The following is a 13,586-nucleotide window of genomic DNA, read 5'->3' as shown; positions in this document are numbered from 1 at the left end:
ATGAAATGAGAAAAATAATAGGAATCTTATCCATCTTCCTCGCTTTCGCATTTATGAGCCAAGCGCAAAAGATCAAGGTGGCTTGCGTAGGTAATAGCGTGACCTACGGCTACGGAATCAAGAACAGGGAAACAAACTGCTACCCGGCCCAATTGCAACAGATGCTTGGAGATGCCTACGAAGTGGAGAACTTCGGGCATAGCGGGGCTACTTTATTAAACAAGGGATATCGTCCTTATACCCAACAAGAAGCGTATCAAAAGGCACTGAGGTTTGCCGGGGATTACGTGATCATCCATCTGGGATTGAACGATACGGACCCTCGGGCATGGCCGAATTACCGGGACGATTTCGTTCGGGATTATCTTTCCTTGATCGAATCCTTCCGGAAAGCCAATCCGAGATGCAAGGTATGGGTTTGCCGTATGACTCCGATATCTCACCGCCATTCTCGTTTTAAATCCGGTACAAGAGACTGGTACTGGATGGAGCAAGCGCTTATCGAAGAAATCGCCCGGATAGCCGGCGCAACCTTGATCGATTTGCAGGAAGGATTATATGACCGTCCGGATCTATTGCCCGACGCATTGCATCCCAACGCTGAAGGTGCCGGTATCTTGGCCCGCACCGTTTATGGGGCGCTAACCGGCGATTACGGAGGATTACAGCTTCCTGCCATCTATTCGGACCGGATGGTCTTGCAACGGGATCAACCGCTTCCTATATCTGGTATCGCCAACCAAGGGGAGAAAGTAACCGTTACCCTCGCCGGACAAAGGAAGGAGACCGTAGCCGGTACGAACGGGAAATGGACTGTCACGCTCGACCCCTTACGGGTAAGCGGGAAATCCTATACCTTAACGGTTTCTACCCCCAGCCGCACGCTGAACTATCGGGATGTAGTAGCCGGGGAAGTCTGGCTATGCTCCGGACAATCCAACATGGCGTTCCGGGTAAACGAGAGCGTAAAGGAAGAACAACAGCAACAATTGGATTACGTGAAACAACACTCGCAAATCCGTTTATTCGACCTAAAGCCCCGCTGGGAGACCTACGCCGTGGAATGGGACGCTTCCGTACTGGATTCATTGAACCGCCTGCAATATTACCACGACACCCAATGGGAAGTATGCGACACGCGGAATACCGCACGCTTCTCGGCCATAGGATTTGCCTTCGGGCGTATGCTGGCCGATAGCTTACAAGTACCCGTAGGATTGATATTGAACGCTGTTGGCGGCTCGCCTACAGAGGCATGGATCGACCGGAAAACACTGGAATTCGAGTTTCCGGATATCTTACAGGATTGGACGAAGAACGACTTTATCCAAGATTGGGTACGTGAACGGGCGGCCTTAAACATCAAGCAAGCATCCAACCCGCTCCAACGCCATCCGTATGAGCCTTGTTATCTGTTCGAGGCGGGTATCCAACCCCTTCATCAATATCCCATCAAAGGGATTATTTGGTACCAAGGAGAATCGAACGCCCATAATATGGAAGTACACGAACGATTATTCCCGCTATTGGTGAACAGCTGGCGCCAGAATTGGAACGCAGACCTGCCTTTCTACTATGTCCAACTATCCAGCATAGACCGCCCGAGTTGGACTTGGTTCAGGGACAGCCAACGCCGCCTGGCGCAAACCGTATCGAATACGGGTATGGCCGTTAGTAGCGATCGCGGGGATTCTTTAAACGTTCACCCTACCCGAAAAAAAGAGATTGGCGAACGACTGGCACATTGGGCCTTGAACAAGACCTACGGACATAACGTAATCCCATCCGGCCCTTTGTTCCGCAGCGCAACGTTTACCGATAACGCCGCCTATATCACTTTCGATTACGCAAAGGGCTTGACAACCTCCGATGGGGACCCCATCCGTACATTCGAGATCGCCGAGCAGGAAGGACTTTACTATCCGGCGCAAGCCGTGGTAGAGAACGGGAAAGTAAAGGTGTGGAACGATCAAGTGACTCACCCGAAGCTGGTACGCTACGGCTGGCAACCCTTCACGAGAGCGAATCTTATAAACGAGGCGGGCATGCCGGCCTCTACGTTCCGGGCAATAAAAGAATAAGCTATGCATAATAAACAACAAATCACCGGCTGGTTGTTCCTCCTGCTACTCTGCGTAGCGGGATGCGGCCAGCCTGTATCTAAAAAACAGAACACCATGATAAACTGGACAAAATTACCGGATCTACCGGGAGCAGCCGATACGGCTTCCCTTGGCGTTTCCGCCCCGTTCGCCGGCATCCATAACGGCGTATTGATCGTTGCCGGAGGTTGCAACTTTCCGGACAAACCCGTCACCGAGGGAGGAGCCAAGCGATATTATAGCGAGATATTCGTCCTTCTTCCCGAAGGCTGGAAAGAGATCGACCGACTGCCTCGTCCCGTCGCCTACGGCGCTACGGTTTCCACCCCGGAAGGTATCGTTTGCATCGGAGGAAACAACAGTGATTCTTCCTTGGTCGAGGTCTCCCGCATCTCCTATAACCCCACGAAAGGAGAGGTAGCGGTTTGCGCCTTACCCCCCTTACCGTCTCCAATGGATAATCTCTCGGCCGCTTTTACCGGACAGGAGATTTACGTAGCAGGGGGAAATGAGAACGGACAGCCCTGCCATACCTTCTTACGCCTCAACCTCGCGAATATCGAAAAGGGATGGGAACAACTACCGGACTTCCCGGGAGCAGCCCGTGTACAACCGGTATTAGCGGCCGGAGAAAGTCCCAACGGCACACGTATTTATCTAGCCGGAGGCTTCCAGCCCATCCTAAACGAAGAGGAACCGATCGTCCCGACGGATGTATTGGTATTCGACCCGGCAACTTTTACCTGGCAACAAGAGACCGTTCTTCCCCCGTTTAAGGACGGAACGAACCGTACCCTAACAGGAGGCTGTGCCGTGACTTTCCAAACGGATAAAATCTTATTTATGGGAGGTGTGAACTACGATTGTTTCTTAGCCGCCATCGCCCGACCGATCCATTTAGCGAAAGCGGAGGCGGCGCGAGATTCAGCGGCCATTACCCGCCTGCAAGCCGAAGCCAAGGCCTATATGCACCATCCGGTAGAATGGTACCGATTCAATACCACCTTACTTCAATACGACCTATCCACGAAAGCATGGAGCGATCTGGGCGAATATGAGCAGTTGGCCCGTGCCGGAGCGGGAGCGGTTATCCAAGATGGCCGGTTAACTATCATCAACGGAGAATTGAAACCGGGTATCCGCACGCCGCAAGTGAATCAAGCGAAATTATAATAGGGATTTAGTGGGATCGCTGGTAAGTTTGCCAACGATCCCTGTTTACTTTTCCCACCCGATTTTCAGTATCCGGAGTCTATTTAGAGCATACGTATCCCAAGGCAAATCCTAGACAATAAGCACGTAAATAATGTTCTTATATAAATCATTGAACATAAACATCTTAAAAAGACGATTATACTTTCCGCGAAACACGTACGTGTTTTTGGAAAAAGTCGTACATGTTTTTTCGGAAAACACGTACATGTTTTTACTGAATCACACGACAGAAAACAAGAGCGTATATGGAAATATACAATAAGCCTACCTTATCATCAGATCTGAACAGTATTTCTTCCTAATCTCTATTTCATAGATATTTTGGTGCAGTTACCTTGAATAAATCTTGATTATCCAGCTTTTAGCATTATCTTTGTTCTTAGAATATATTAACATAACCAGCTAAACATACTAAACACATGAAAACCAACATCGCATTATTAATAGAGCAATCCGTTAACGTTATAGACTCCTTAAATAAAGGACTACGATTAACACCCGAAGAACAACAACTTTTTTGTGAACACTTCGAACGTGAAGAAATCAAGAAAAACGAGTTTACCATAAGAATCGGTGATTACGAAAAATATCTTTATTTCATAGAAAGTGGTATCCTACGCTATTGGACTGCACAAGAATATGGTGATCCGGACAAAGAAATCACCTTTTGGTTTTCTTTCCCGGGCGAATTCGCCAACTCGTACTTTTCCCTTAAAGAAAATCAGCCATCACTCATACATATACAAGCATTGACAGACTGTGTAATCTGGAAATTATCGAAGCTAGACTTAGCTGATTTATATCAAACCTCCCTAAACATAAATAAGATTGCAAGAATTGTTCTCGAAGATGCTTTATGCCGGAAAATAACAAGAGAGACCTTGCTACTTGGTTCCTCCGCCGAAGCTATTTATGAGGATCTTATAACCAAAGAAAAAGAACTAATTAATAATATACCATTAAAATATTTGGCATCTTACATAGGAGTCACCCCCCAAAGATTAAGTCAAATAAGGAGAAAAGTTCATTAATAAGGCAACTTATTTTTCGTTCCACTTTTGCGTTAGAGAATGATAATGGAGAATCTGTTATGTTTAATCTTCTTTATAAAGTAAGAAACCTAAGTAAATAATTAAAATAGTTTCATTTCATAATATAATAACTGTCAATAATTTTGTCAAATTAAAAGAGAGGGGTTTATATGCAAAACGAATTTGACAACATGACATTAAAAGACTTCGAAAATAGAGGTCAAGACTTATTAACCAGAGCAAAACAGGTTGATGATTATATATCATATAGACATAAAATCCAGCACTTACCTTATCGTGTCATCTCTTTGACCGGTTCTAGTGCCCATATGAAAGTGGTCGATCCATATTCAAATAAAGAAAAAGAAATGATCAGTTTCGTATCTAATGACTATCTAGGTCTATCGCATCACCCGGAAGTAATAAAAGCAGGTATTGACGCACTTGAACAATATGGAGCTGGAGCTGGGGCCAGTCCTTTGATCGGAGGACACAATTTCTTGCATGAGCAGTTAGAACAAGAGATCGCTCATTTCTTGAAAAATGAGTATGCGATAACCTATACATCCGGATACGCCGCAAATTGCAGCACATTACTGGCCATGATGGATAAAGAAGATATCGCAATCATGGATATGTTTACTCATGCGAGTGTATTTGACGGTTGTTTATGTACCAATACAAAGAGATTCCTTCACAACAACATTGATTCTTTAGTACATGTCTTAAACAACTCAAAGAACTTCAAAAATCGCTTTGTAATTATTGATGGCGTTTACTCCCAAGATGGGGATATCGCCTTTCTTGATCAAATTTATGCCGTATGTAAAGAGCATGACGCATTTCTCATTGTTGATGACGCTCATGGTATTGGTGTATTAGGCAAAACAGGCCGAGGAATTATTGAAGATTATGGTCTTCTCGACAAAGTAGACATGATAACCGGAACATTCAGTAAAGCTTTCGGATGCGTGGGAGGTTATGCCATAGCAAGAAAAGAGATCATAACTTTACTCAGATATTATTCAAGACAAAATATATTTTCCGCCGCCGCTACACCTCAAACCGCCGCATCCGCAATAAAAGCCATCCAACTGATTGACCAAGAACCCCAATGGAGAAATACATTAGCCGAAAATATCGAATATTTTAAAACCGGACTTGAAACCCTAGGTCTTGATTATGGTAATACCGAATCAGCTATATTCCCCGTAATGGTACGTAATGAACACAATGTGAAAGAAGCAGCTCGCATACTATTTGAGCAAGGAATATATGTAAACCCAATCAGTTATCCAGCTGTACCGGAAAAATTATCCCGTCTTCGCTTCAGCTTAACAGCTATGCATACGAAGGAGGAGTTGGATAAGACATTTAGTATCCTTGAAAACATTAGGAAGAAATACAAACTAGCACAAATATAATCACATTTATAAATTATATAAAGATTAGTAGCTTTGTTATTTACAGCAAAAATCAATAATTTAGAAACCTTCACTTTTACAAAGAAAACAATCATGATAAAAATTATCATTTATTCATACGGCATCTCAAGTAGTTAATATATATTCATCACTATAAAATCAATAAATATCTACTTTAGCAAAGTAAATATTTACACAAATATACATAAAATTCAATATATGAAAACTAGACATTTATTAAATATATTATTATTAGCACTTTATACAAGCAGCTGTAATAAAGAAGACACCCCTCTAATCAAAACAGAAACTGTCAAAATATTTCTTTTATCAGAAACAAATAGAATCCAAAATGAAGATATTGAAAATCATGAATATATACTAGCAAAAGAAGAAAATCAAGTCGATTTTCAAGAAATAAATATTTCTGCGATCGAGGGTTTCCATTATGAAAAAGGGTATGAGTATGAATTACTAGTTGAAAAAAAGACCCTCGTTAATACTAATTTTGACAATAATCAGACTAAATACAAATTAATTGAGTTAATCTCAAAAAACAAAGTAGATTTTAAATATTTGATTATAACTAAAGAAAATCCCTTCATACTACATTCAGCCGGAGGCAGATTCGAAATACCTCTGCAATGTATAAAAGAAAAATATATTAACAACAAATTATCAGAAAAAGAGCACCATCCTTTAAAAGGATTAAAATATAAGATTGGAACTAATTATGGAGGTATTACTAATATAGTAAAAGAAGGGAAAGAAATCGGTTTTTACAAAATAATTATCGAGAGATATGGAGCATACAACATGAATGGAATTCCTGAATGGTTTTGTGCTTTTTACACTAAAAATGCAAATTTAAATTTTGACCTAAAACCATCTCCAATCTATGAGCAAATATTTGAGCAACCACAAACTAAAGGAGAGCAGTATCTTATCCTTCCGATCATAAATATTTCAATTGGAACATTTGATATATAAAGATCCTATATTAAAATGCAACAAAATTAACACAGCAATTATTCACCTTATAAATATATATTATCATGAAAAAAGAAATCTTTATCTTACTAACTGCTTCACTTGTAGTTTCTTCATGCGTTGACAATGAAGATATATACAAAAATCCAGACAATAGTAAAAAGGATCAAGTCTTAACACTATCCAAATATCCTCAGAAAGTCATAGACATTGAAACTGGCAGTAAAGAACACTTAGCTCTTTTAAATGCAACCACACGATCTACCTTTCTCATTAAGGATAGTGTTTGGCCGGATAAAAAAGGTCATTCACTCATATATGAAACAAATGAACACGGTACAACAGCCAATACAATGAGATACATCTATTTGGGATCATTACTGAAAGGTGGCTCGCTAGAAGAACAGCGTTTTCAACGCTTAACAAACGAATTAGACCCTCTTTATATATCCTACTCTTTTCCTGCTAAGATTGTAGGAGATATAATAGAGAAGCCCAGCTTGCAGTCGCAAAGAACATCTTTAAGTAAAATAATGAATCAAGAAGGGATGACAGGCAAACAGATTGTTTCATTTATCTATGACATGAATCAGTTCACCTATTATAATGAATTAAAATTAGCATTTAATTGCAATATAGACGTTGCAAGTGTTTTTAACATATCTACAAGTGTTGCGCAAGGAAAGATCAGGAAGAAATGTGGATTAGTAGCTAAATTTATACAAAAAAATTTCACAGTTGATTTAGATTTACCAGCAGATGGATGCCTTTTAAAAAACAATAATGAATTATCAAATGTTGGTCCATACGATCCTGTTTATATAAGTTCAATAACCTATGGAAGAATGGGAGTAATGATGTTCGATTCTAGTTATGCATATGATTCATTAAGAGTAGCAGTAAAAGCAGCCTTTGATGCAAAAATAATAAATGGGAAATTAGAGCTAACAAGTGAACAAACGAAAATAATTAGTGAAGCAGACTTAAAAATTGCAATCATAAGTGGTGATGGTAGCTATTCTGTGAAAACAGTGGATGGAATTAATGGATTTAAGGAATTTATTATAGCTGGAGGAGAATTTAGTAAGGATGTTCCTGGAGATCCTATATTTTATTCAGCAAGCTACTTAAGTGATGATTCTCCATTCTACGCAAAATTCAGAGTAAACATACCTTATAAATAATTATACTATGAGAATTACATCAATATTTTTATTTACAATCATCATATTTGGAGGATTATCATGTTCAAATGATGATAGCCTTATTCATAATAAGACTAAAGGAATCTTAGAGAAATATCCTGAACCCACTGTCACAATAACAGCTCATAATCATATACCTTTTCTTGCTAAAAATATTTTAGAAGAAAAAGCGATTACAAAAAGTGTAAATATTATCTCCGATATTGCATGGGCAAATGGATTTGGAAGAACAATTACAGCCCGATCGGATGAAATGGTAATACCAGACAATATGAATAGATACATATACCCGGGATCAATATTGGAAGCATCTAGCATTGCAGAGACACGATTTACTCCAATACCTGTAAAAAACAATCCGGTCCATGTCTCTGTCTCTTTTCCTGCTAAAAAAGTAGGAGGAACTATAAAAGAGCCTTCTTTATTGAATATCAGACAATTTGTCATGGATCTAATGCAACAAAATAATATAGGAAAACAAAGTGCAACATTAAGTTTTGATGTTCAAAAATTTGTATCATATGATGAATTAAAAATGACTTTTGGCTCTAATGAAAATACAGGATTATTGTTTTGGGGAACTTCTTCTGCGCAATATCAAAATAAATATAGAATCATACGCAGCTCTGGACTTTGCATAAAATTTATTCAGAAATATTTCACATTAGACATGGATATTCCTAGTAATGGTCTAATTTCAGGAACTATGCCAGGAGGATACTCACCTGTATACGTTAGCTCTATTGCCTATGGAAGAATAGGTATTCTCACACTAGAAACAAATTACGATTATGAAAAAGCTAACAAATTAGTGAAAGAAACTTTTAATTCGCTATTTATTAACAAGAATAATACACTCACAAAGGAGCAAGAAGCCTTTTTCAATAGCGCAGAAATGAAAGTTTTCATAGCAGGAGGATCAGGGGTCACAGGAGTTAAAACTATAGGAGGTATTAAAGAATTCACAAATTATATTACAGAGGGAGGAGAGTTTTCAGCATCCTCACCAGGTAAACCAATTTTTTGTTCTTTTGCAAACTATAGTGACGATTCTCCATATCGCATTAATTTCAAAATAGATATAGACAGTGATCCTGTTTATGCAAGACTTGAATATGATATAACCAAAGATGTATCAGGTGGAAATGTTAAATCATGGTATACTGATGCTAATGTTTATTTAAGGTTTTATGCAGATAAAGCCTGTTCAATCAAAACGATAGCCCAAAACTATATTGGATTTAATATAAATCGCCTTATATTACAACAATATGTTGGACCTAATTATAGTGTTAGTAAAGCAAGAGAGGTAAAACTAGATCAAAACCTCACTTTTCATAATCAAACAAAAGGCATAGAGTATCCAATTGCATATGGTCATCGCATGACAGAAACAATAGGCACTACATATTTAGATCGAGGAAATTGGACTAATGACCATTTTTACCTAAGAGCAGGTAAATTTTATCAAGTACGACCTCCTATAAATATGAAATATACATGTTTCATAGATTATCATAATCAAAATGAATATGACTGTTCGGATTTTGAATAATTAATATTCCAAAATAAAATACCCCTAGAGTTAAATAGACAACTTTGGGGGTATTTCTATCATAGGAGCTTGAACCTCTGTATATATTAAGATTAATATATGCTAAATCTACTTGTTCTCATATTTATTTCATACTCTCCTTCTTATAATTTATACGAACCCCATACTTCGTGTATACTCGGTCTAGCCCCAACATACCTTGTGGGTTAGGCTCGCCTTGTGCTTTGCCGGACAGGATATCCTCGCTCATCGTGATCATGTCTTTTACACGTTGAGGGGTTTCCTTGTTCATTCCGAAATAATGTCCGGGGTAGAGGTATTTGATATCATATTTCTCGATCACCGCACTCATCTTCTTACAAGTAGATATTAGCGTAGAGAAGTCAACTCCCAGCAATAGATTACCGGAGCCGAACGAATCGCCGCTAAAACCATAAGCGGCATCCTTATCCACAAAAGTGGTCGATCCGGGAGTATGCCCGGGAGTAAAGACAACTTCGAGGGTACGCCCACCCAAATCTAGAATTTCGCCATCTGTGAGGAAACAGACCTTGCCTTTATAATTCGGCATAAATTCCGGTATACCTATCGTATCAGCCGGATTGATATAAATCTCCGGGAAATAATCGATAGCCGAGCCTGTATGGTCCGGATGCACATGCGTGGCGACCAGCGTAACCGGCTTGTCCGTGATGGAAGCCACTAGCTTATCCAAATCCTTGATCTTTGTTCCTGCATCAATCAAGATCGCTTTCGTTTCTCCCTCGACCAGATACAGGCTCTCGTTCGCCATTAAATGACCTGTTCCAAACCATGTATGCTCATCAATCTGATGGAAAATCACATCTTCATTCCTAAGCACTTCCTTCTCCTCGATACCCGCCGTCTGTGCCTGGCAGAACAAAGCGATCCTTGACAGGAGCAACAACATCATTAATAAACCTAGTTTTTTCATTATCATATTCATTTTTAAGATTTAAATCGCCGCGATCTTCCGAAGGCTTGCGTCCCATTTCGGCTCGGCGTAGATGAGACGGATAGCTTCTTCCGGCGTGTCGGCTACCGCCCACATCTTGGCGTGCTGGGGACGCATGAAATTCTCGTTCATGGCGTTCCTCAAAAGTTCCAACAAGGGATCATAGTAATGATTAATATTGAGGATTACGATCGGATTGAGGTAGAGACCGAGTTGTTTCCAAGTGATGATCTCCAGAAGTTCCTCTAATGTACCGCATCCACCGGGAAGGGCGATCACCGCATCCGAGAGGTTTGCCATGAGCTGTTTACGTTCGTGCATCGTCTCGACCTCAATCAACTCGGTCAAGCCTTTATGATACCAATCCTGCTCCACCATAAAATGGGGGATAACGCCCGTTACCGTTCCACCAGCCGCTAACGCAGCGTCGGAGACAGTGCACATCAAACCGATATTCCCGGCACCATTGACTACCCGTAGTTTTCGCTCTCCCAAAAGACACCCCAATTCCTTGGCGGCGTCAAAATAAATCGGGGGAATCTTCGTGCTGGACGCGCAATACACACAAACAGACGAGATGTTATTTATCTTCTTTTCTTCCATATCTTTTTATTCTTGATTTATATCGTAGCCAAATAAGGCGAAATCCCCCAGACAAGGATCATCGGGGAAGACTTTCGCCAATGCGTCCGTTATCTCACGGGCCGTACGAAGGGTAGCGGTTTTTTGGCCTGTCAAGCCCAAGCGCAAGGAGATCTGGTGCACATGCGTATCCAACGGGATGATTAATTGGCGGGGATGCACGGCTGTTCTCCAGATACCGAGATCGACGATACCATCCGTACGCACCATCCAACGCAAGAACATCGCCAGACGCTTACAAGCGGAAGTCCCGTGCAAGACCGGAATGCCATTGAGATCAGCAAAAAGTTGTTGCAACCGCAAGATAGGATCTTCGCAAGGACCGGCGGCGGCCATAGCGTCTTCCATACAGTCGTAGGTATCGTATATATCCTTTAGGCGACAACAAAGGAGATGCAGATCATGATAGGTATAAAAACGGTAAAAGGTATCCCGCCTGCGAACCGGGCGGTTCCGTAGGGGAGCGAAAGAAGTCTCTCCGGTACGGATAAACTCGTAAGGACTTTCGCCCATCAGCCGGTGTAGCTCTTCCGCTTTTTGGAGAATATGCGCCCTGCGACCGTAAGAGATCCACGCCGTCAGGAAAGCCGATATCTCAATATCCCGTTTCTCCGTAAACCGATGGGGGAATCGAACCGGATCATCCTTGATAAACGATTCCGTATTGTACGTTTTCGCCCATTCACGAAGTAAAGAGATGGTCTTTGTATCCATGTTATTTCTTCTTTAGAAAATATTGCCGCTCGGGTTCCGGATAATGCTCGATAGCGTAACGAAGCGCCGTACGAGGAAGACGAGTAGCGTTGCGTTCCAAGAAATCGGTAAGCGTCTGCCGCTCCTTTTTGCCGACCTCACGCAGCATCCACCCAACCGCCTTATGCATCAAATCGTGTTTATGACCGATCAACCGTTCGGATAACTCCAAGGTATCCCCAAAATCATTCCGACGGATAAATGCCCACGTAGAGACGATCGAGATCCGTTGTTCCCATAAATTCTCGCTTTCCGCCAAACGGTAGAGGAGGGAACGATCTTTGTCCACCAAATATTCGCCGACGATATCCCGACAGGTCAAATCTACCAAATCCCAGTTATTGCAACGCCGCATATTCTTCAGATAGAATCGGAAGATGGCTTCCCGCTCTTCCGGCATCGCTTTCCGATCCTGGAAACGATAGACCAAAATCAGCAAGGCACATAGACGTGCCTCATGCCACGGACTATCCAGCAACAGCTGCAGCTCATCGAAAGGAGTCGCCTTATTAGCCTTCGCTATGCTGCGGGTTTGCGGGACAACCACTCCGAGAAACTGATCGCCCTCGCCATATTGACCGGGACCAGTCTTGAAAAAGCGGCTCAAATGAACCGCCTTCTCGGGTGTACCGACCGACTGTAGCTCGGATAGGATAAACGCCGCCGTCATGGCCGGAGTACCCGTGATACGGGACGATTGCCCTCCAAGAACCCGATCACGTTGTTGCATACCGTGCGTGCCATAATGATACGGGTTTCCATCGTCTGGGTGCCGATATGAGGGGTTAATACCACGTTGTCCATTTCCAATAACTCGGGGAGAGGATAGTCTCCAAACTCGAATACATCCAAACCGGCACCATGAATCGTACCTTCTCGCAAGGCTTTTACCAAGGCATGCTCATCCACCAACGGGCCACGGGCCGTGTTGATCAGGATGGCGGAAGGCTTCATCTGCTTGAACTCTTCCTCGCCGAGGATATGATAGGTATCGGGGGTATAAGGGGCGTTCAAGGATACGAAATCGGCTTTCGCCAGAAGCTCTTCCTTGGAGACGTAGGTAACATTCAATTTGGTCTCGTCCTCGATGCAAAGCTGACGGCGATTGTGGTAGATCACATCCATGCCCAAAGCATTCGCCCGTTTCGCCAAGGCCTTGCCGATACGTCCCATACCGATAATGCCCAAGGTCTGTCCGGTAACCGGCATACCGAGGTTCTCCAGTACACCGACCTTCATGTCCTTACCAAGCGTACGCAGCTTACGATCACATTCCGTGATACGCCGGGCGGTATCCAGCATCAAGCCTAAAGCGATATTGGCGGTAGGGGCCGTGACAGGATCAGGCGTATTCGCCACCGTCAAACCTTTCTCGAGGGCGTAGGCCACATCGATATTATTATAACCAACGGCGTAGTTAGCGATCAGCCGCAATTTCGACGCATGGTCGATCAACTCTTTGTTTACCGGGAAATCGAACATGGAGCAGAGCACATCGTACTCCGGTATCATCTCGAAAACCTCCTCATACGTAAAATCTCTTCCTTCGGGAAAGGTTACCTCGTACTTACTTTCCAACTCGGTAAATCCCTTGCGGAACATGTCGTATGTCACTAATATCTTCATCTTGGATCTATTTGTTATTCAAAAAGCAAAAATACAAATCAATTGGCAATTAATTCCTAAATTTGTG

12 protein-coding genes are annotated in these 13,586 nt (G+C 42.2%); 7 read left to right on the top strand and 5 right to left on the bottom strand.

Annotated features, from left to right (window positions below; translation table 11 throughout):
• Positions 1-5: 5 nt before the first annotated feature.
• The 7 genes from HMPREF0999_RS06480 (at position 6) to HMPREF0999_RS06450 (ending at position 9,522) form a co-directional block, all read left to right on the top strand.
• Positions 6-2,081: a GDSL-type esterase/lipase family protein gene (locus HMPREF0999_RS06480; protein ID WP_009275497.1), complete on the top strand. Its 2,076-nt coding sequence runs from the start codon at positions 6-8 to the stop codon at positions 2,079-2,081.
• 3 nt (positions 2,082-2,084) lie between these two features.
• Positions 2,085-3,275, top strand: a complete 1,191-nt coding sequence (locus HMPREF0999_RS06475; protein ID WP_009275496.1) for a cyclically-permuted mutarotase family protein — start codon at positions 2,085-2,087, stop codon at positions 3,273-3,275.
• Positions 3,276-3,736: 461 nt separating this feature from the next.
• Positions 3,737-4,348: a Crp/Fnr family transcriptional regulator gene (locus tag HMPREF0999_RS06470; protein WP_009275494.1), complete on the top strand. Its 612-nt coding sequence runs from the start codon at positions 3,737-3,739 to the stop codon at positions 4,346-4,348.
• Between the two features lie 170 nt (positions 4,349-4,518).
• On the top strand, positions 4,519-5,772 hold the full coding sequence (locus HMPREF0999_RS06465; RefSeq protein ID WP_009275493.1) for an aminotransferase class I/II-fold pyridoxal phosphate-dependent enzyme: 1,254 nt from the start codon (positions 4,519-4,521) through the stop codon (positions 5,770-5,772).
• Between the two features lie 219 nt (positions 5,773-5,991).
• On the top strand, positions 5,992-6,762 hold the full coding sequence (locus HMPREF0999_RS06460) for a DUF4377 domain-containing protein (RefSeq protein ID WP_005860476.1): 771 nt from the start codon (positions 5,992-5,994) through the stop codon (positions 6,760-6,762).
• Positions 6,763-6,827: 65 nt separating this feature from the next.
• A complete protein-coding gene (locus HMPREF0999_RS06455; RefSeq protein WP_005860474.1) occupies positions 6,828-7,946 on the top strand; it encodes a thiol-activated cytolysin family protein in 1,119 nt (372 codons plus the stop codon).
• Between the two features lie 7 nt (positions 7,947-7,953).
• Positions 7,954-9,522, top strand: coding sequence for a thiol-activated cytolysin family protein (locus HMPREF0999_RS06450; RefSeq protein ID WP_009275492.1), 1,569 nt, complete (start codon positions 7,954-7,956; stop codon positions 9,520-9,522).
• Between the two features lie 124 nt (positions 9,523-9,646).
• Here the strand turns inward: HMPREF0999_RS06450 and HMPREF0999_RS06445 are convergent, their stop codons facing one another.
• The 5 genes from HMPREF0999_RS06445 to HMPREF0999_RS06425 are packed head-to-tail and all read right to left on the bottom strand — an operon-like array spanning position 9,647 to position 13,519.
• Positions 9,647-10,477, bottom strand: a complete 831-nt coding sequence (locus tag HMPREF0999_RS06445) for an MBL fold metallo-hydrolase (RefSeq protein ID WP_005860469.1) — start codon at positions 10,475-10,477, stop codon at positions 9,647-9,649.
• A 21-nt stretch (positions 10,478-10,498) separates the two neighbouring features.
• Positions 10,499-11,101, bottom strand: coding sequence for a TIGR00730 family Rossman fold protein (locus tag HMPREF0999_RS06440; protein WP_005860467.1), 603 nt, complete (start codon positions 11,099-11,101; stop codon positions 10,499-10,501).
• A 6-nt stretch (positions 11,102-11,107) separates the two neighbouring features.
• Positions 11,108-11,854 (bottom strand): TIGR02757 family protein, encoded by a 747-nt coding sequence (locus tag HMPREF0999_RS06435; RefSeq protein ID WP_005860465.1) that lies wholly within the window; start codon positions 11,852-11,854, stop codon positions 11,108-11,110.
• 1 nt (position 11,855) lies between these two features.
• Positions 11,856-12,563, bottom strand: a complete 708-nt coding sequence (locus HMPREF0999_RS06430) for a DNA alkylation repair protein (protein ID WP_005860462.1) — start codon at positions 12,561-12,563, stop codon at positions 11,856-11,858.
• Positions 12,560-13,519 (bottom strand): 2-hydroxyacid dehydrogenase family protein, encoded by a 960-nt coding sequence (locus HMPREF0999_RS06425; RefSeq protein WP_009275491.1) that lies wholly within the window; start codon positions 13,517-13,519, stop codon positions 12,560-12,562. Before HMPREF0999_RS06425 ends, HMPREF0999_RS06430 begins: the two co-directional genes overlap by 4 nt.
• Positions 13,520-13,586: the final 67 nt, after the last annotated feature.

The organism is Parabacteroides sp. D25 (assembly GCF_000307475.1).
GTDB classification, from domain to species: domain Bacteria; phylum Bacteroidota; class Bacteroidia; order Bacteroidales; family Tannerellaceae; genus Parabacteroides; species Parabacteroides distasonis.
The sequence above is the reverse complement of the archived record's forward strand: the minus strand, read 5'-3'. Positions and strand labels throughout refer to the sequence as shown.

Bases quoted from the DNA above. Each gene is read 5' to 3' on its own strand.
- HMPREF0999_RS06480 (WP_009275497.1), top strand. From the start codon at position 6: ATGAGAAAAATAATAGGAATCTTATCCATCTTCCTCGCTTTCGCATTT.
- HMPREF0999_RS06475 (WP_009275496.1), top strand. From the start codon at position 2,085: ATGCATAATAAACAACAAATCACCGGCTGGTTGTTCCTCCTGCTACTC.
- HMPREF0999_RS06470 (WP_009275494.1), top strand. From the start codon at position 3,737: ATGAAAACCAACATCGCATTATTAATAGAGCAATCCGTTAACGTTATA.
- HMPREF0999_RS06465 (WP_009275493.1), top strand. From the start codon at position 4,519: ATGCAAAACGAATTTGACAACATGACATTAAAAGACTTCGAAAATAGA.
- HMPREF0999_RS06460 (WP_005860476.1), top strand. From the start codon at position 5,992: ATGAAAACTAGACATTTATTAAATATATTATTATTAGCACTTTATACA.
- HMPREF0999_RS06455 (WP_005860474.1), top strand. From the start codon at position 6,828: ATGAAAAAAGAAATCTTTATCTTACTAACTGCTTCACTTGTAGTTTCT.
- HMPREF0999_RS06450 (WP_009275492.1), top strand. From the start codon at position 7,954: ATGAGAATTACATCAATATTTTTATTTACAATCATCATATTTGGAGGA.
- HMPREF0999_RS06445 (WP_005860469.1), bottom strand. From the start codon at position 10,477: ATGAAAAAACTAGGTTTATTAATGATGTTGTTGCTCCTGTCAAGGATC.
- HMPREF0999_RS06440 (WP_005860467.1), bottom strand. From the start codon at position 11,101: ATGGAAGAAAAGAAGATAAATAACATCTCGTCTGTTTGTGTGTATTGC.
- HMPREF0999_RS06435 (WP_005860465.1), bottom strand. From the start codon at position 11,854: ATGGATACAAAGACCATCTCTTTACTTCGTGAATGGGCGAAAACGTAC.
- HMPREF0999_RS06430 (WP_005860462.1), bottom strand. From the start codon at position 12,563: ATGACGGCGGCGTTTATCCTATCCGAGCTACAGTCGGTCGGTACACCC.
- HMPREF0999_RS06425 (WP_009275491.1), bottom strand. From the start codon at position 13,519: ATGAAGATATTAGTGACATACGACATGTTCCGCAAGGGATTTACCGAG.